Raw genomic sequence first — 18499 nt, forward strand, 5'->3', positions numbered from 1 at the left:
GATTTCACCGGTCAAAACCTCACCGGTCAAAATTCCACCGCCCTCCCGCTCTGACAAGCCTCCCGCATCGCGATCCCAATCCGCGTCGCCTCGCGAGCGTCGCCGAGCGTGAGCCCGGTCGGCTTGCCTTCGACGAGCGCCGCGACGAACGCCTGCGCCTCGCGAAGAAACGCATCCTCGAAGCGCTCGAAGAACGTCGGCGTGCATGCGTTGCGCATGCCGTGCGCATCCGCGATCTCCACACGATTCGCACGCGGATTGCGCCCGACCGACAGCGCCCCCGCCGTGCCGATCACTTCCGTCTGCGTGTCGTGGCCATGCGCCATCGTGCGCGATGCGTAGAAAACGGCGAGCCGTCCATCATCGAATTCGACGGTCGCCACGCCATTGTCGACGTCGTTGCAATCGCGCAGGCCTTCGTGAATCGCAATCGTCCCGCTGGCATAGACGCGTTTGGGGCGAGGATTGCCGAGCAGCCAGCGCGCGAGATCGATATCGTGCACGCTGCAATCGAGAAACAGCCCGCCCGAGGTCGGCGCGAAACGCACGAAAAATCCGTCCGGATCGTTCTTGTCGCAGGTCTGCGAGCGCACCATGAACGGCCGCCCGATTGCGCCTTGAGCGACCTGATCGAACGCGTCGCGATAGCTCGCATCGAACCGCCGCACGAAGCCGATCATCACCTGCAAATGCGGATGACGCGCGTGCTCCTCGATCACCGCGTCGCATTCGGCGAGATCGAGCGACAGCGGCTTCTCGCAGAACACGTGCTTGCCCGCGCGCAACGCGGCGATGATCTGCTTCGGATGCAGCGACGTGGGCGTGACGAGCCACACCGCATCGACCGAAGCGTCCGTGAGCAACTCGTCGTAGTCCGCGTAAAGCGCGAGCTCCGGCAGCGTCTGCTGCGCCCACTCGCGCTCGTCCGCCACCGGGCTGCACGCGGCGACGAGCTTCGCGCCCGGCACGCGCCACGCCAGATTCTCCGCATGCCGGCGCCCGAGCCGCCCCAGCCCGACGATTCCAAAGCGCACCGAATTCAGCTTGCTCATGCAGCGTTCTCCCCGAGCTTGACGATGCGCTTCTCGCGCCACGAAAGCGTCGCGGCTTCGGCGAGTTCCAGCGCCTTGAGACCATCGGCGACGGTCGTGCGCACGGGCTTGCCGTTATTGACCGCATCGAAGAAATGGGCGATCTCCGCCGCGTACGCCGCGCGATAGCGTTCGAGAAAGAACGCCTCGGGCTTGTCGCTCGAGACGGCGGTGCTCGTGTAGGCGGTCACTTCAGTCGGCCGCACGTTGCCCGCCTGCAGCATGCCAGCGCTGCCGAGCAGTTCGAAGCGCTGATCGTAGCCATACGCCGCGCGCCGCGCCGTGTTGATCTGGCACAGACGCCCGCGCTTCGTGCGAATCGTGACCGCGGTCGAATCGATGTCGCCCGCCTCCGCGATGGCCGGATCGGAAAGACAACTGCCCGTCGCGTGGAGCGTGTCGGCTTCGTCGTCGAGAATCCAGCGGAAGATGTCGAAGTCGTGGATCAGCATGTCCTTGAAGATGCCGCCCGAATGCCTGATGTACTCCACAGGCGGCGCGCCCGGATCGCGGCTCGTCACGATCAGCATTTCCGGGTCGCCGATCTCGCCCGCATCGATGCGCGTCTTCAGCGCCGAGAAAGTCGGATCGAAGCGCCGCTGAAAACCGATCATGCAGACGACGCCCGCCTTCTGCACGGCCTCGGCGCAGGCGCGCGCACGCTCGATCGTGAGGTCCACCGGCTTCTCGCAGAACACATGCTTGCCCTGCGCCGCCGACGCGAGAATCAGGTCCGCGTGCGTGTCCGTGCTCGAACACACGACCGTCGCGCCGACGGAGGCATCGCCCATCGCGCCGTCGACATCGGCGACGGTCGCGCCGTGCTCTTTCGCGAGCGCGGCCGCCGCGTCGCGATTCACATCGACGACATATTTCAAACGCACGCCCGGCTGCCGCGCGAGATTGGCCGCGTGAATCTTGCCGATGCGTCCCGCTCCGAACACCGCCACTTCAATCGTCATAGCCACCTGTCTCCTTGGACTCTTCAACGTTCAACTCGAGCCGGTACGCGAGCGCGATGAACAGCGCCTGGCACAGGCAAATGGTGCTCGTGAGCGAGCGGAACGCGAACGCGCTGCCCTCCTTCACGAACAGACTCGCGCCCGCGTGACGCGCGAGCGGCGAAAGCTGGCTGTCGGTGATGACGAGGGTCTTCGCGCCGTGATGCTGCGCGGCGCGCACGCAATACTGCGTCTCCTTGCCGTAGGGCGCGAAGCTGATCGCGACCACCACGTCCCCCTTCTTCACGCTGCGGACCTGCTCGCGGAACATGCCGCCGAAGCCCGAAATCAGATGCACGCGCTTCTTCGTGTGCTGCAATGCATAGACGATGTAGCTCGCCACCGCGAACGAGCGGCGCACGCCGATCACATAGATGTTCTCCGCCTGCGAGAGCATGTCGACCGCGGCTTCGAACTGCTCGTCGTCGAGACCGGCCTCGAGTTCGTCGAGACCCGTGCGGCTCGCCGCGATGAATTCGCGCGCCACCGACACGCCCGACGCCTCGCCCGCCTTGTCGTCGATCAGCTTGCGAATGCGCTGCTGATAGGTCTGCTGCGAGCCGCCCGCGCCCGTGTACGCCTGCCGGAACACGGCCTGCAGGTCCGAGAAGCCGGAAAAGCCGAAGCGTTGCGCGAACCGCACGACCGCCGATGCATGCACGCCGCACGCGCTCGCAATATCGCTCGTGCGATCCATCATCACGCTCTGCCGATGTTGTTCGATGTACGTCGCGACGCTCTTCAACTGGCGCGGCAGCGACTCGTACGCGTCGGTGATCCGCTGCATCAGTTCATCGACGCTCTGGACTTCGGTGCTGGTCTCATCCATTTCTTGGCTCATCTTTGTGCGCGCTCGATGACGAGCGCCGTGGAACCGATTATAGGAAGGCGGCAAGCAAATTGGAATGTATTTTCCATTTGTCGAACGCATAAAATTTCTATTGCAGACCACCGAAAACTGACCTAATCTTGGTCCTGAGCAGACGCCGTGACGAGCGGCGCCGGCTCGCGAAAACATCACACCAAACAACAACCGAGATAGGTGGAGACAATGACCCTTTGCAACGGTCGGGCCGCGCTGCGCGCGCTGGTGGCTGCTGCTGCGTTGTGCAGCGCAGCGGTGATGACGGCAGGTCCCGCGCAGGCGGCGCCGGACGCGAAGTTCGTGCTGATCAGCCACGCGCCGGACTCCGATTCCTGGTGGAACGTCATCAAGAATGCGATCAAGCAGGCGGATGAGGACTTCAACGTGCAGACCGACTACCGCAATCCGCCCAACGGCGATATCGCGGACATGTCGCGTCTGATCGAGCAGGCGGCCGCGCGCAACTACGACGGCGTCATCACCACCATCGCGGACTTCGACGTCTTGAAGAGCTCGATCAACAAGGTCACCGCGAAGAAGATTCCGCTCGTGACGATCAACTCGGGCACGGAAGAACAGAGCGCGCAGCTCGGCGCGATCATGCATATCGGTCAGCCGGAATATGTCGCGGGCAACGAGGCCGGCAAGAAGGCCAAGGCCGCGGGCGTGAAGTCCTTCCTGTGCGTGAATCACATCGCGACCAATACGGTTTCCTTCGATCGCTGCAAGGGCTTCGCGGATGCGCTCGGCATCGACTACAAGGCATCGACCATCGACTCGGGGCAGGACCCGACCGAGATCCAGTCGAAGGTCTCGGCGTATCTGCGCAATCACCCCGACACGCAGGCGATCCTCACCCTCGGACCGACGCCCGCCTCCGCGACGATCAAGGCCGTCACGCAAATGGGCCTGCAAAACAAGCTCTATTTCGTGACCTTCGACTTCTCCGATGACATCGCGAAGGCGATCAAGGACGGCACGATCAAGTTCGCGATCGATCAGCAGCCGTATCTGCAAGGCTATATTCCGGTGGCCGTACTTTCGATCGTGAAGAAAGAGCACACCACCGATCCGGTGAAGATCCGCCAGATTCTCGAGGCCAACCCGAAGTTCAAGGCGCGCCTCGAAACCTATGGACTGGCGCCATCGTACGGACCCAAGAACATCCGCTCGGGTCCGGGTTTCATCACCAAAGACAATCTCGACAAGGTCGTGAAGTACGCCGGTCAATATCGTTGATCGCAGAGCGACCTCTTCGGGCGGCTTGAACTGCTTCAGGTAAGCCGCCCGCTTTTCTCAGCATTCCATGTGTCTTTACTGCGTCCGTTCGCGGACGCGGTAGGGACGCGCACATCGCGACTGTTTTGAACTTCGTTTCGAGTCTCAAGGAGCCATCATGGGCGTAGCCGGAAAGCATTACCCACCTCAAGTGAACCCCCAGCAGGACAACGCTGACGCACCTGACAAGGCAAAGCCCTCGGATGAGCGCGTACGCCAGACATCGTGGTTCGGCCATCTGCTGAACCGCCCCGAATTCGCGGCGATTTCGGGCACCGTGCTCGTGTTTCTCGTGTTCGGTTTCAGCGCCGGTTCGTCCGGCATGTTCAACCTCGACGGCGTGATGAACTGGTCGCAGGTGGCCGCCTATCTCGGCCTGCTCGCGGTCGGCGCGTGTCTGTTGATGATCGCCGGTGAGTTCGATCTTTCCATTGGCTCGATGATCGGCTTCGCGGGCATGATGGTCGCCCTGCCCTCGGTGTACTTCCACTGGCCGATCTGGGCCGCCATCATCTTCGCGTTCGTCTGCTCGATGCTGCTCGGCGCGCTGAACGGCTATCTCGTGATGCGAACGCGCCTGCCCTCGTTCATCGTCACGCTCGCGTTCCTGTTCATCCTGCGCGGCCTCACGCTGGCGCTGTCGATCATGTTCGCGGACCGCACGATCATCTCCGGCGTGGGAGACCTCGCGCAAGCCGATCCCGTCTCCAATACGCTGTTTCATGGCGTCGCGTTCCATGGCGTGTTCACGTGGCTGGCGCATATGGGCATCGGCAAGCTGCTCGACAGCGGCGAGCCGCTCGTGCCGGGCATTCCGAAGGTCATCATCTGGTGGCTGGCGCTCGCGGCGGTCGGTGCTTTCGTGCTCGCCAAGACGCGCTACGGCAACTGGATTCTCGCGGTCGGCGGCGATGCCAATGCCGCGAAGAACGTCGGCGTGCCGGTCAAGCGCGTGAAGATCTCGCTGTTCGTGCTGACCGCGTTCTGCTCGTGCCTGTTCGCTGTGCTGCAAGTGTGCGATATCGGTTCGGCTGCGGCTGACCGCGGCCTGCAGAAGGAATTCGAAGCGATCATCGCGGCGGTCATCGGCGGCACGTTGTTGACGGGCGGTTATGGCTCGGTGGTCGGCGCATGCTTCGGCGCGTTGATCTTCGGCGTCGTGCAGATCGGAATTACTTATACGAACGTGAGCTCGGACTGGTTCCGTGTGTTCCTCGGCGTGATGCTGCTGATCGCCGTGCTCTTCAACCACTACGTGCGCCGTCGCGTATCCCAGGCTCAATGAGAGGAGAAACGATCATGCAAGACGACAACATCCTCGCACTCGAGAACGTCAGCAAGTTCTTCGGCAAGGTCATCGCATTGAACGGCGTCACGTTGCGCCTCAAGCGCGGTGAAGTGCACTGCCTGCTGGGCGATAACGGCGCGGGCAAGTCCACGCTCATCAAGACGCTCGCGGGCGTACATCAGCCCTCCTCCGGCGACTATCTCGTCGATGGCAAGCCGGTGCATTTCGAATCGCCGAAAGAAGCGCTCGATCTCGGCATTGCGACCGTGTATCAGGATCTCGCGCTCGTGCCCTTGCTTTCAGTGGCGCGCAACTTCTTCATGGGCCGCGAGCCGCAGAAAAAGCGCTTCGGCATCAGCGTGATGGACCTCGATCTCGCCGCCGAAACCTCGCGCGCCAAGCTCGCGGAAATGGGCATCAACGTCCGCGATGCGCATCAGCCTATCGGCACGATGTCCGGCGGCGAGAAGCAATGTCTCGCAATCGCCCGTGCGATCCACTTCGGCGCGCGCGTGCTGATTCTCGACGAACCGACCGCCGCGCTCGGCGTGAAGCAGAGCTTCAACGTGCTCAAGCTGATTCACAAGGCGCGCGAGAAAGGCATCTCGGTGATCTTCATCACGCACAACGTGCATCACGCATATCCGATCGGCGATTCGTTCACGCTGCTCAATCGCGGCCGCTCGATGGGCACGTACACGAAGGACACCATCAGCAAGAACGAAGTGCTCGACATGATGGCGGGCGGCGCGGAAATGCAGCAGATGATGACCGAACTCGAAGGCGCGACGATCTGAGGACTATCAAGCATGCCAACACAAACCACCTCTCGCTTCGCACCCGACCGCACGCGCGATATCGTGTGCCTCGGCCGCCTCGCCGTCGATCTCTACGCGCAGAACGTCGGCGCGCGGCTCGAAGACGTATCGACTTTTTCGAAGTATCTCGGCGGCTCGTCCGCGAACATCGCGTTCGGCTGCGCGCGGCTCGGGCTCAAATCGTCGATGCTCGCGCGCGTCGGCAACGATCACATGGGGCGCTTTCTCACCGAGACGCTCGAACGCGAAGGTTGCGACGTGAGTCACGTTCGCATCGACCGTGAACGGCTCACCGCGCTCGTGCTGCTCGGTCTCGAAGACCGCGACACGTTCCCGCTCGTGTTCTATCGCGAGAATTGCGCGGACATGGCCGTCGACGAAAGCGATTTCGATGAGGCGTATATCGCGTCGTCGAAAGCGCTGCTCATCACGGGCACGCACTTCTCGACGGAACAGGTGAACCGCACAAGCCGCCGCGCGCTGGAATATGCACGGCGCAATAACGTACGCACGATTCTCGACATCGACTATCGGCCGGTGCTGTGGGGTCTCACCGGCAAGGCCGACGGCGAGACGCGCTTCATCGCCGATGAAAGCGTCACCGCGCATTTGCAGCGCATCCTGCCGCTGATGGATCTCGTGATCGGCACGGAAGAAGAGTTTCGCATCGCGGGCGGCAAGGACCGCCTGATCGACGCGCTCGCGATGGTGCGCAAGGTCACCAGCGCGACGCTCGTCGTGAAGCGCGGGCCGCTCGGCTGCTCGATCATCGAAGGCGCGGTGCCCGCTTCCATCGACGATGCGCCGGTTCACGGCGGCGTCGAAGTGGAAGTGCTCAACGTACTCGGTGCGGGCGATGCCTTCGCGTCCGGTTTCCTCTCGGGCTGGCTGCGCGACGAGCCGCTCGAAGCCTGCGCGCGCTCGGCCAATGCATGCGGCGCGCTGGTCGTGTCGCGTCATGGTTGCGCGCCGGCGATGCCCACGCCCGCCGAGCTCGACTATTTCCTCGCTGCCGCGAAGGAAGATCCTGTGCGCATGCGCCGTCCGGATCGCGATGCGAAGCTCGCGCGTCTGCATCGCGTGAGCCCGAACCGCATGCAATGGGATGAAGTGCTGGGCTTCGCATTCGATCATCGCAACCAGTTCTTCGATCTCGCGCAGCAGACCGGCGCGAGCGAAACGCGCATCTCGACGCTGAAGAATCTCTTTGTCGAAGCGGTCGCGCAGACGGAGAAGGAGCTCGGACTCGAAGGACGCATCGGCGTATTGGTCGACGACCGCTATGGTCAGGATGCATTGAATGCCGCCACCGGTCGCGGCTGGTGGGTCGGGCGTCCGGTGGAGCTGCCGGGCTCCCTGCCGCTCGTGTTCGATCACGGCCGCTCGATCGGCACGACCCTCACGCAATGGCCGCGCGAACAGGTGGCGAAGTGCCTCGTGCAGTATCACCCCGATCATCCACATGAATTGCGTCTCGAACAGGAAGCGCAGATTCGCGCGCTCTACGATGCCGTGCAGGAAAGCGGCAACGAGCTGCTGCTCGAAGTGATCGTGCCGAAGAACGGGCCGCCGGTGGAAGACGACACCGTTTATCGCGCGCTGAAGCGTCTCTACAACCTGGGCATCTATCCGGAATGGTGGAAGCTCGAGCCGATGAGCGCGAAGCAATGGCAAGCCGTCGACGCGCTGATCGCCGAACGCGATCCGTATTGCCGTGGTGTCGTGCTGCTCGGTCTGTCGGCGGCCGTCGAGCAACTCAGCGATGGCTTTCGTGCAGCGGCTGCATCGAAGACGTGCAGGGGCTTCACGGTCGGACGCACGATCTTTCATGAGCCGAGTCACGCGTGGCTCGCGAACGAAATCGATGACAAAGAGCTGATCGCTCGTGTGCGACGCACGTTCGAAGCGCTGATCGGCGCGTGGCGCGATGCGCGTTCCTCGCATGACGCCACGGCCATTTCCCATCACGCAAGACAGGAGCAGGCCGCATGAACCAGCGTGCAACTCAAACCGAAACGGCCGTGACCTCCACTGTCCGGCTGACCGCCGCGCAGGCCGTCGTGCGCTATCTCGCGTCGCTGCGCACGACGAACGGCGAGCCGCTGTTCGGCGGCGTGTTCGCGATCTTCGGGCACGGCAATGTCGCGGGCTTAGGCGAGGCGCTGTATCGGTATCGCGATGACCTGCCGACGTATCGCGCGCACAACGAGCAGGCGATGGCGCATAGCGCGATTGCGTATGCGAAGGCGCACATGCGCCGCCGCATGATGGCGGTGACGACGTCCATCGGTCCGGGCGCGACCAATCTCGTCACCGCCGCGGCGCTCGCGCATGTGAACCGCCTGCCGGTGCTGCTGCTGCCGGGCGATATCTTCGTGTCGCGCGCGCCCGATCCGGTGCTGCAACAGGTCGAAGATGCGCACGACGGCGGCGTGTCCGCCAACGATGCGCTGAAGGCCGTGTCGCGTTACTTCGATCGCATCGTGCATCCGGCGCAATTGTTGAGCGCATTGCCGCGCGCCATTCGCGTGCTGACCGATGCCGCGCTATGCGGTCCCGTCACGCTCGCGCTGCCGCAGGACGTGCAGGCGATGGCGTACGACTATCCCGCTTCGTTCTTCGAGCCGCGCGTCGTCGAGTTTCATGCGCCGGCGCCGGTCGCGCGCGAGATCGAACGGGCGGCAGCAGCGTTGCGCGAGGCGCGCGAGCCGCTGATCGTGTCGGGCGGCGGCGTGCTGTACGGACTGGCAACCGATGCGCTGCGCAGGTTCGCGCACAAGCACGGCGTTCCGGTCGCCGAAACGCAGGCGGGCAAAGGCGCGCTCGCGTGGGACGATGCACTGAACGCGGGCGGCATCGGCGTGACGGGCGGCTCGGCCGCGAACGAACTCGCGCATGCGAGCGATTGCGTGCTCGCGGTCGGCACACGTCTGCAGGACTTCACGACCGGATCCAACACGCTTTTCGCAGAAGCGCGTCTCGTCGCGGTCAATGCCAATCCGTTCGATGCATTGAAGCAGAACGCAATCGCCGTGCAGGCCGATGCGGCGCTCGCGCTCGATGCGTTATCTGAAGCGCTAGGCGAATGGCATGCATCGCCGCAATGGACCACGCGCGCGCATCGGCTGGCGAACGAATGGCGCGAGACGGTGGCGCATGTGACGAACACGCCGGTCGCCGATGGCCTCCTGCCGCGTGAAGCCGATGTGATCGGCGCGGTGCAGCGCTCGGACGAGCGTTCGCCTGCCGACGACGTCGTGGTATGCGCGGCGGGCACCTTGCCGGCCGACTTGCAGAAGCTGTGGCGCACGAGTGCGCCGGGCGGCTATCACGTCGAGTACGGCTATTCGTGCATGGGCTATGAAGTCGCGGGTGCGCTCGGTGTGAAGCTCGCGCGGCCGGAGCGCGAAGTGATCGTGATCGTCGGCGACGGCAGCTATCTGATGATGAACAGCGAACTCGCGACGTCGGTCATGCTCGGCGCGAAGATCATCGTCGTGCTGCTCGACAATCGCGGCTTTGGCTGCATCAACCGCTTGCAGCAGGCTTGCGGCGGTGCGCCGTTCAACAATCTCATCGATGATTGCAGGCAGGGCGCGCTCGGTGCGCCGGAGATCGACTTTGCGATGCATGCGCGATCGCTCGGCGCCCTGTCGGAGCATGTGTCGAATGTCGATGAACTGCAGGCCGCGATGAAGCGCGCGCGGGCGGCGGATCGAAGCTATCTGATTTCGATCGATACGGACCCGGCGCGGCCCACCGAAGAAGGCGGATGGTGGTGGGAAGTGGCCGTGCCCGAAGTCTCCGAGCGTGCGGCGGTGGTCGTCGCGCGTGAAGCGTACGAGCGCGCGGTCAATGCGCGTTCCCAAAGTTCCAAGTAGAGCACAAGGATTTTCCATGCCCTTGAACGTCCGCATCGGCATCAATCCACTGTCGTGGATGAACGACGACCTTCCTTCGCTCGGCGGGGAGACACCTCTGTCTACCGCGTTGACCGAAGGAAAGCAGATCGGCTATGAAGGCTTCGAACTCGGCAACAAGTTTCCGCGCGAACCACAGGCGCTTAAGACATTGCTCGCGCAATACGATCTCGCGCTCGTGTCCGGCTGGTACTCAGGCAGGCTCGCCGAGCGCAGCGCGGAAGAAGAGATCGAAGCCGTCGGCCCGCATCTCGAACTGCTCGCAAAAAACGGCGCCACCGCGATGGTCTACGGCGAAGTGGCCAACTCGATCCAGGGCGCGCCGCGACCGCTCTATCAACGCCCGCGCTTCTTTTCCGATGCGCAATGGGAGCAGTACGCCGAGCGTCTGAACCGCTTCGCCGAATACACGCTCTCGCATGGCGTGCGCGTCGCCTATCATCATCACATGGGCGCGTATGTCGAAACGCCCGCCGATGTCGACCGGCTGATGTCGCTCACCGGCAATGCCGTCGGTCTGTTGTTCGACGCCGGTCACATCACGTTCGCGGGCGGCGATGCGCTGACCGTTTTGCGCAAGCACATCGCGCGCGTCTGCCATGTGCATTGCAAGGACGTGCGCCCTGAAATCGTGAAGCTCGCGCGCAATCGCAACTGGAGCTTTCTCGATGCCGTCATCAACGGCGCGTTCACCGTGCCGGGCGATGGCGCCGTCGATTATCCGGGCATCATCGCGTGTCTCGCGCAGCACGACTACAGCGGCTGGCTCGTCGTGGAAGCGGAGCAGGACCCGGTGATCGCGCCGAGCTACGCCTATGCCGAGCGCGGCTATCGCACGCTGCGCGCGCTCGTCGACGGAACCTACAAGGAGGCGGCATGAGCCTGTTAGTGAAAGCATCGCGCGAGGGGCAGACCATCGCGCGCGTCACCCCCGATTCGGCGGGCTGGAAGCATGTGGGCTTCGCGGCGTATCGGCTGAATGCGGGCGATGTGGTGCACGTGTACGACGCGGATCGCGAAAGCTGCATCGTCGTGCTGACGGGCACGGTGAGCATCGAGGCCGGCGACGAGCACTGGCAGTCGATCGGCTCGCGCGACAGCGTGTTCGAGGACGCCGCGCCCTATGCGGTTTATGTGCCGCCGAAGCTCGCGGCCATCGTGCGTGCGGAGCGCGACGCGGAGATCGGCGTGGCGAGCGCGCCCGCCAAGGGCGAGTTTCCGCCGCGTCTGATCGAACCGTCGCAGATGAAGCGCTCGACGCGCGGCAAGAACGCGAATACGCGCTACGTATGCGACATACTTCCGCAGACGGAGGCCGCCGAGTCGCTGCTCGTGGTCGAAGTGCGCACGCCGGGCGGGCATGCGTCGAGCTATCCGCCGCACAAGCACGATCAGGACAATGTGCCGGTGGAGAGTTCGCTCGAAGAGACGTATTACCATCGATTGAATCCGCCGCAGGGCTTCGCGTTCCAGCGCGTTTATACCGACGAACGCGATCTCGATGAAACCATGGCCGTCGAGAATCACGACGTAGTGATGGTGCCGCGCGGATATCACCCGGTCGTCGTGCCGTATGGCTACGACAACTATTATCTGAACGTGATGGCGGGCGACAAGCGCACGTGGCACTTCAAGAACGATCCGAAGCACGAGTGGATCGTGGAGCGGGATAGCAAGTCTTCGACTTAGCCGACGGAGAGCCATTCGCGCATGACTCGCTCATCGCGAGCAAGCGCCGCGAATGGACCATCGAAGCGCACTGCCCCGTGCCCCATCACCGCGACGCGCGCATCGAGCATGCGCGCGAGGGTCAGCCGCTCTTCGATCAGCAGCATCGCGACGCCGCGTTCACGCAGCGTCGCGAGGCACGCGCCCACTTGCGCGAGCACTTGCGGCGCAAGCCCTTCGCCGGGTTCATCGATCACGACGAGCGAAGGATCGCCCGCCAGCGTGCGTGCGAGCGCCAGCATCTGCTGCTCGCCGCCCGACAGCGCGCCCGCCTTCACCGATGCCCGCTCTTCGAGCACCGGAAACAGCCGATACGCGTCAGCGAGCGTGAAGCGCGTGCCCTTCTTTTCGCCCAGCACGAGATTCTCGCGTACCGTCAACGCGGGAAACACATCGCGCGTTTCGGGCACATAGCCGAGCCCCAGCCGCGCGATGCGATGCGGCCGCAAGCCCACGAGCGGCACGTCGCGATAACGCATCTCGCCCGCGCAGCGCACCAGCCCCATGATGGCCTTCGCGAGCGTCGAGCGCCCCGAGCCGTTGCGCCCGATCAGCGCGACCGCCTCGCCTTCGCCCACGCGGAGATTCACGCCATGCAGCACCTGCGCGTCGCCGTACCACGCGCGCAGGTTCTCGATATGCAACGCCACGCTCATTGCGCGACTCCATCGAAACCGAGATAGGCTTCCTGCACTTGCCGGTTCGCGCGTATCTCCGCAGGCGCGCCGGTCGCGATCACGCGCCCCTGCACCAGCACCGAAATACGATCCGCAAGTCCGAACACCGCATCCATGTCGTGCTCGATCACCAGCAGCGTGCGGCCTTCCGTCGTCGCACGAATCAGCGCGAGCGCGTGAGCGGCCTCCGCGCGATTCATGCCGGCGGTGGGTTCGTCGAGCAGGATCAGCGGCGCATCGGTTGCGAGCGCGAGGCCCAGATCGAGCGCGCGTTGCTCGGCATACGTGAGACGCGCGGCGGGTTCGTCGGCGCGTGCGGCGAGGCCGATCGCATCGAGCATCGCGTGCGCGCGCGCATCGACTCTGCGAGACGGCAGGCATCGATCGATGAAACGCGACGACGACGCACCGAGCACCGCGCAGCGCAGGTTGTCGAAGACGGACAGTCCGCCGAACACGCTCGTCGTCTGAAAGCTGCGCGCGAGCGTGCGGCACACGCGCTGCGGCCGCTTGCCCGTGATGTCGATGCCATCCGCGACGATGCGCCCTTCATCCGGCCGCGCGCGTCCCGAGATCAGATCGAACAGCGTGGACTTGCCCGCGCCGTTCGGACCGATGAGCGCATGCCGCTCGCCCTGCGCCACGCGCAGATCGACACCACGCAATACGCGCGTCGCGCCGAAGCGTTTGACGATGCCGTGCAGTTCCAGCGCCGCGTTCATCGCGCGGGCCTCGTGCGGCGTGCGAGCCACAGGCCGAACGCCACGCACGGCAATCCGATGAGCCACGCACGCGCATCGATTCGTCCCGCATAGAGCGCCTCGACCAGCGTGACGACCGGCACGCCCCACACCATCGCGCTGAGGGCGCCCAGGCCGAGCGAACGCGCATCGCGCGCGAACCACCCGGCGACGCCCCGAGGCGCCGCGACCACAACCCACATGAAGAGCAGCCCGAGATACATCGGCCACGCGGCGCTGACGCTCGCCACGCCGACGCTTACGAACGTCAGCAGCACCGCGCCGATCACCGGGCCGAAGAACGTGCCCGCGCCGCCGATCACGGTTGCGACCAGCACGCTCGTCGAGCGCGCCAGGCCGACGCTTTCCGATGACACCAGCTCCACATTGATCAGCGCCATCACTCCGGCAATGCCGGCGAAGAAAGCCGATGCGACCAGCATCGTGAAACGCACGCGTGCGGGCGCGAAACCGATGGCCGCGGCGCGCGCGGGATTGTCGCGCACGGCGTTGGCGAGGCGGCACATCGGCGTGCGCGAAAGCGCGAACATCGCCAATGACGACACGACGCACCAGCACGCGATCAGCGCATACGCCTCGCGCAATGGCCCGAAGGTCCACGCGAAGAACTGTGGCCCGCTCGCTCGATCGATCGTCACGCCGCCCTCGCCGCCGAACCAGCCCGGCACGAGCCACACGCACGCCGCGACGAGCTCGCCCAGGCCGAGCGTGATCATCGCGAACGTGGTGCCCGCGCGTTGCGTCGAGATCGCGCCGAACACGACGGCGACGAGCATCGCCACGCATCCCCCGATCAGCGGCAATACCGGCAAGGGCACGCCGAAGCGATTGAACGCGTGCGCGGCGGCGAATGCACCCAGGCCCGAATACACGGCATGCCCGAACGAAAGCAGCCCCGTCTCGCCTAGCAGCAGGTTGTACGAGAGCGCGAAGACAATGAGCGTCGCGGTCTGCGCGAGATACGCGAGCAGCCAGGATTGCTCGAAGACGAGCGGCGGCAGCGCGAGCGCTGCGATCAACGCGACGAACTTAAGCATCGCGCGTGCGCTCGCCGAAGAGCCCGCGCGGCCGCGCGGCCAGCATCGCGACGAGCAGCAAATACGGCAGCACCGGCGCCATCTGCGCGACGGTCAGCGCGCTCCACGCGGGCGGCAGCGTCACGCCGAACGATGCGGCGATGCTGCCCGCCGACGCGCTCGCGCTCACCGCGAACGTCTGCACGCAGCCGATCAGCAGCGACGCGACTAGCGCCCCGGAAAGCGACCCGAGCCCGCCGATCACGACGACGACGAACACGATCGGGCCCATCGCATCGGCCATCGCGGGTTCAATGACGGCGAGCGGCGCGCCGATCACGCCGCCGAGTGCCGCGAGCGCGGTGCCGACCGCGAACACGGTCGTGAACACGCGCGGCACGTCATGACCGAGCGTTTCGACGGCATCGGGATGCGTGAGCGCCGCGCGCACGACGAGGCCCGTCCTCGACACCCGCAACACGATCCAGAGCGCGCCTAGCATGACGATGGCCGTCGCCATCATGAACACGCGATAGCGCGCGAACGATGCGCCGTACAGCGTGAACAGCGGCCCGTCGAGCACGGGCGGAATCGTCGCCGGCAACGGACCGAGTCCCCATGCGAGCTTCACGCCCTCACCGATCACCATGGCCGCGCCGAAGGTCAGCAGCATTTCGGCGAGCGCGCCGCGCGCGTGCACGCGCCGCAGCAGCAGGCGCTCGAACCAGGCGCCCGCGACGCCGACGATCAATGGCGCCGCGATCAGCGCGAACCAGAATCCGCCCTGCGCGGCGAGCGCCTGACCGACATACGCGCCGAGCATATAGAAGCTCGCGTGCGCGAAATTGAGCACGCCGAGCATCGAGAAAATCAGCGTCAGTCCCGCCGACAGCATGAATAGCAGCAGTCCCACGCTCGCGCCGTTGAGCAGATTCACGCCGAACCACTGAAGCAAGACGCGACCCTCAGGCGATGGTGAGGGGTTTGAGCGCGGCGACGAGCGGCGCGGGCAGCGGCACCGGCCGGCGCGTCACGCGATCCACGTAGACGTGCACGAAATGCCCTTGCGCGGCGGCTTCGTCGGAGCCTTTTGCGAAGATCGCCACTTCGTAGCGCACGCTCGTGTTTCCAAGTCTCTCGACGCGCAGACCCGCCTCGATCGGCTCGGGAAACACGACCGGCGCAAAGAAATTGCAGCGCGTCTCCACGACGAGGCCAATGGTCTCGCCCTCGCTGAAATCGAGCACGCCCGCGCGCAGCAGGTACTCGTTCACGACCGTATCGAAGTAACTGTAATAGACGACGTTGTTGATATGGCCATAGACGTCGTTATCGGACCAGCGCGTGCTGATCGCGAGAAAGTGCGGGTAATCGGCACGCGTGGTGCGAACGGGCTTGTTCATCGTTCAAAGAGATTCCGTCAGCATGCGCCGGTAATCGTCCGCGCTCGCCTCGCGCGGATTCGTCTTGTGGCAATGATCCGCGAGCGCGCCCTTGATGACCTTGTCGAACATGCTCTCCTCGACGCCCATCTGCGACAGACGCGTCGGCAGGCCGAGGCGCGCGGTCATGTCGTGCACGGCCTGCGCGACATCGGCGTTCTCCGCGAGATTCATCACTCGGCGCATGCGCGCGAAGCGCCGGTCCGCGACCACCGTCGGCGCGCTTTCGTTGAAGCGCAGCACGGCGGGCAGCACCACCGCGTTCAGCGTGCCGTGATGCAGCGACGTGCGCCCGTTCACCGCCAGACCGCCCAGCGGATGCGACAGCGAATGCACGCAGCCCAGGCCCTTCTGGAACGCCATCGCGCCCTGCATCGATGCGGACATCATGTTGAGGCGCGCGTCGCGGTCCTGGCCATCGTGCGTCGCGCGCTCGATGTTGGCCCACGCGCGTTCGAGTCCGTCGAGCGCGATGCCGTCTGCGGGCGGATTGAAGGCCGGCGCGAGAAAGGTTTCGATGCAGTGCGCGATCGCGTCCATGCCGGTGGCGGCGGTGAGCCCCGGCGGCAGGCCGAGCGTGAGCGCGGGATCGCAGATCGCCGATTTTGGCAACAGGTTCCACGAATGGAAGCCGAGCTTGCGCCCGTCGTTCAGGATGATGATCGCGCCGCGCGCCACCTCGCTGCCCGTGCCCGATGTCGTCGGCACAGCGATCAACGGCGCCGCGCGCCCGGTGATCTTGCCGCTGCCGCCTTCGATGGTCGCGTAGTTCGTGAGCGGCTCGTCGTGCGTCGCGGCGATCGCGACGCCCTTCGCCAGATCGATCGACGAGCCGCCGCCCACCGCGATCAGGCCATCGCAGCCCTCGCGCCGGTATTGCTCGGCGGCTTGCATGACCATCGCTTCGGTCGGGTTCGAGGGCGTGTCGTCGAACACCGGCAGCGCGCCGAGCTTCGCGCTCTCGACCACTCGCGCGGACAGACCCGCCGCCGCGACGCCCTTGTCGGTGATGACGAGCGGCCGCTTCATTCCGATGCGCGCGCACTCGCTTTCGAGCATCGCGAGCGAGTCGTAGCCGAGGTGAATGTGAGTCAGATAAAAGATGAAGGCCATTGCGCGAGAACCGGTGGAAGGGGTGCGGGCATGTTAGGAGCGGTGCGACGGAGGTGTCAATTCGGGCTTAGATCGAGGCGGACAACACACGCACGTCATCGACGAAACGCTCGACGGTTTCCCGTTGCGTGTCCCACGCGCACATCAGCCGGCAGCCGCCCGAACCGATGAACTGATAGAAGCGCCAGCCCTTCGCGCGCAGCGCCGCGGCCACATGCGCCGGCAACTCGGCGAACACCGCGTTCGCTTCGGGTTTGAACAGCAGATTCACGCCGGGGATAGCGGCGAGACGGTCGGCCATGAGTTGCGCCATCGCGTTGGCGTGGCGCGCATTGCGCAGCCAGACGTCGTTGTCGAGGAGACCGAGCCACGGCGCGGAGATAAAGCGCATCTTCGATGCGAGCTGACCCGCCTGCTTCAGCCGATACGCGAAATCGGCGGCGAGCGCCTTGTCGAAGAACACGACCGCCTCGCCCACCGGCAAGCCGTTCTTGGTGCCGCCGAAGCACAGCACATCGACGCCGGCGCGCCACGTGATCTCCGACGGATGCACGTTCAACGCCGCGACCGCATTCGCGAAGCGCGCGCCATCCATATGCACTTTCAGATGCCGGCGCTTGGCGATGGCCGCGATCGCGCGCACTTCCTCGACGGTGTAGACCGTGCCGACTTCGGTGGCCTGCGTGAGCGCGACGACCTTCGGCTTCGGATAGTGGATGTCCGCGCGCTTCGTGACGAGCTCTTCGATCGCGTCGGGCGTGAGCTTGCCGTTCTCGCCCGTCGCGGTCAAAAGCTTCGAGCCGCCGGAGAAGAATTCGGGGCCGCCGCATTCGTCGGTTTCGATATGCGCGAGTTCGTGGCAGATCACCGAGTGATACGACTGGCACAAAGACGCGAGCGCGAGCGAATTGGCCGCCGTGCCGTTGAACACGAAGAAGACTTCGCAGTCTGTCTGGAACAGGTCGCGGATGCGGTCGCAGACTTGCTGTGTCCACGAGTCGTCGCCGTAAGCGGGCTCGTGGCCGCTGGTGTTGGCCTGAATCAGCGCTTGCAGCGCTTCGGGGCAGATGCCTGCGTAGTTGTCGGAGGCGAAGTGCTGGATCGGGTCCGTGGGCGCTGTCATGGGATCGCTGTCATGGCCTGTTTTGAACGAGGCGCGCGCGGACGGATGGCGTCACGCGCGGCCGGCAATCCGGCCATTCTAGCGGCTGGGGCCGGCACTCGCGCAAACGAGACCGGCCCGGTCGACTTGCTTACTTGCTGGCCGGAGCGCTGGCCGCGTTGGCTTGCTGCGCCTGCTCTGCCTTCTTTTCCTTCTTGCTGGCTTCGTGATGGCCGATCGCGCAGCCGCCCACCGCGCCCGCCGTGCCGTGCTTGCCTGCGACGTGGCCCGCCACGCCGCCCACCGCCGCGCCTTCGATGCAGCCCTTCGCCTGTGCGGCGCCCGCCGTTGCGAACAGTGCAGACGTCAGCATGATCGTCACGATTTTCCGGTTCATCG

The 18499-nt window shown here is 65.0% G+C and carries 18 protein-coding genes; 7 read left to right on the forward strand and 11 right to left on the reverse strand.

What is annotated here, in order from left to right:
• Nucleotides 1–26: 26 nt before the first annotated feature.
• The 3 genes from AWB79_RS14945 to AWB79_RS14955 are packed head-to-tail and all read right to left on the reverse strand — an operon-like array spanning nt 27 to nt 2921.
• Nucleotides 27–1052: a Gfo/Idh/MocA family oxidoreductase gene (locus AWB79_RS14945; RefSeq protein ID WP_061168195.1), complete on the reverse strand. Its 1026-nt coding sequence runs from the start codon at nt 1050–1052 to the stop codon at nt 27–29.
• Nucleotides 1049–2053: an inositol 2-dehydrogenase gene (gene iolG, locus AWB79_RS14950; protein ID WP_061168196.1), complete on the reverse strand. Its 1005-nt coding sequence runs from the start codon at nt 2051–2053 to the stop codon at nt 1049–1051. The genes AWB79_RS14945 and iolG overlap by 4 nt, the downstream gene beginning before the upstream one ends.
• Nucleotides 2043–2921, reverse strand: coding sequence for a MurR/RpiR family transcriptional regulator (locus AWB79_RS14955; protein ID WP_061168197.1), 879 nt, complete (start codon nt 2919–2921; stop codon nt 2043–2045). The genes iolG and AWB79_RS14955 overlap by 11 nt, the downstream gene beginning before the upstream one ends.
• 222 nt (nt 2922–3143) lie before the next feature.
• Between AWB79_RS14955 and AWB79_RS14960 the strand changes: the two genes are divergently transcribed.
• The 7 genes from AWB79_RS14960 (at nt 3144) to iolB (ending at nt 11950) form a co-directional block, all read left to right on the forward strand.
• Nucleotides 3144–4196: a sugar ABC transporter substrate-binding protein gene (locus tag AWB79_RS14960; RefSeq protein WP_061168198.1), complete on the forward strand. Its 1053-nt coding sequence runs from the start codon at nt 3144–3146 to the stop codon at nt 4194–4196.
• Between the two features lie 157 nt (nt 4197–4353).
• Nucleotides 4354–5520, forward strand: a complete 1167-nt coding sequence (locus AWB79_RS14965; protein ID WP_061168199.1) for an ABC transporter permease — start codon at nt 4354–4356, stop codon at nt 5518–5520.
• 14 nt (nt 5521–5534) lie between these two features.
• A complete protein-coding gene (locus AWB79_RS14970) occupies nt 5535–6320 on the forward strand; it encodes an ATP-binding cassette domain-containing protein (RefSeq protein WP_198399031.1) in 786 nt (261 codons plus the stop codon).
• A gap of 12 nt (nt 6321–6332) precedes the next feature.
• Nucleotides 6333–8333, forward strand: coding sequence for a bifunctional 5-dehydro-2-deoxygluconokinase/5-dehydro-2-deoxyphosphogluconate aldolase (locus AWB79_RS14975; RefSeq protein ID WP_061168201.1), 2001 nt, complete (start codon nt 6333–6335; stop codon nt 8331–8333).
• Nucleotides 8330–10222, forward strand: coding sequence for a 3D-(3,5/4)-trihydroxycyclohexane-1,2-dione acylhydrolase (decyclizing) (iolD, locus tag AWB79_RS14980; protein WP_061168202.1), 1893 nt, complete (start codon nt 8330–8332; stop codon nt 10220–10222). Before AWB79_RS14975 ends, iolD begins: the two co-directional genes overlap by 4 nt.
• Before the next feature lie 16 nt (nt 10223–10238).
• The gene (gene iolE, locus AWB79_RS14985; RefSeq protein WP_061168203.1) at nt 10239–11141 is read left to right on the forward strand and encodes a myo-inosose-2 dehydratase; all 903 of its coding nucleotides are present in this window, start codon (nt 10239–10241) and stop codon (nt 11139–11141) included.
• Nucleotides 11138–11950 (forward strand): 5-deoxy-glucuronate isomerase, encoded by an 813-nt coding sequence (iolB, locus tag AWB79_RS14990; protein ID WP_061168204.1) that lies wholly within the window; start codon nt 11138–11140, stop codon nt 11948–11950. Before iolE ends, iolB begins: the two co-directional genes overlap by 4 nt.
• Here iolB and AWB79_RS14995 read toward each other — a convergent pair.
• The 8 genes from AWB79_RS14995 to AWB79_RS15030 form a co-directional block, all read right to left on the reverse strand.
• Nucleotides 11947–12645, reverse strand: a complete 699-nt coding sequence (locus AWB79_RS14995; RefSeq protein WP_061168205.1) for an ABC transporter ATP-binding protein — start codon at nt 12643–12645, stop codon at nt 11947–11949. The two genes, iolB and AWB79_RS14995, sit on opposite strands and share 4 nt — an antisense overlap.
• Nucleotides 12642–13388 carry an ABC transporter ATP-binding protein gene (locus AWB79_RS15000; protein WP_061168281.1) on the reverse strand — a complete coding sequence of 249 codons (747 nt, stop codon included), beginning with the start codon at nt 13386–13388 and terminating at the stop codon, nt 12642–12644. The genes AWB79_RS14995 and AWB79_RS15000 overlap by 4 nt, the downstream gene beginning before the upstream one ends.
• Nucleotides 13385–14464 carry a branched-chain amino acid ABC transporter permease gene (locus tag AWB79_RS15005; protein WP_061168206.1) on the reverse strand — a complete coding sequence of 360 codons (1080 nt, stop codon included), beginning with the start codon at nt 14462–14464 and terminating at the stop codon, nt 13385–13387. The genes AWB79_RS15000 and AWB79_RS15005 overlap by 4 nt, the downstream gene beginning before the upstream one ends.
• Entirely contained in the window at nt 14457–15338 is an 882-nt protein-coding gene (locus tag AWB79_RS15010; protein ID WP_061168280.1) for a branched-chain amino acid ABC transporter permease, read from the reverse strand. The genes AWB79_RS15005 and AWB79_RS15010 overlap by 8 nt, the downstream gene beginning before the upstream one ends.
• Nucleotides 15339–15408: 70 nt before the next feature.
• A complete protein-coding gene (locus AWB79_RS15015) occupies nt 15409–15846 on the reverse strand; it encodes an acyl-CoA thioesterase (protein WP_061168207.1) in 438 nt (145 codons plus the stop codon).
• A gap of 3 nt (nt 15847–15849) precedes the next feature.
• Nucleotides 15850–16998, reverse strand: coding sequence for a 4-hydroxybutyrate dehydrogenase (gene gbd, locus AWB79_RS15020; protein WP_061168208.1), 1149 nt, complete (start codon nt 16996–16998; stop codon nt 15850–15852).
• A gap of 67 nt (nt 16999–17065) precedes the next feature.
• Nucleotides 17066–18100 (reverse strand): threonine aldolase family protein, encoded by a 1035-nt coding sequence (locus AWB79_RS15025; RefSeq protein WP_061168282.1) that lies wholly within the window; start codon nt 18098–18100, stop codon nt 17066–17068.
• A 151-nt stretch (nt 18101–18251) separates the two neighbouring features.
• Nucleotides 18252–18497, reverse strand: a complete 246-nt coding sequence (locus AWB79_RS15030) for a hypothetical protein (protein ID WP_061168209.1) — start codon at nt 18495–18497, stop codon at nt 18252–18254.
• Nucleotides 18498–18499 lie beyond the last annotated feature (2 nt).

It is taken from the genome of Caballeronia hypogeia, from assembly GCF_001544875.2.
Taxonomy (GTDB): domain Bacteria; phylum Pseudomonadota; class Gammaproteobacteria; order Burkholderiales; family Burkholderiaceae; genus Caballeronia; species Caballeronia hypogeia.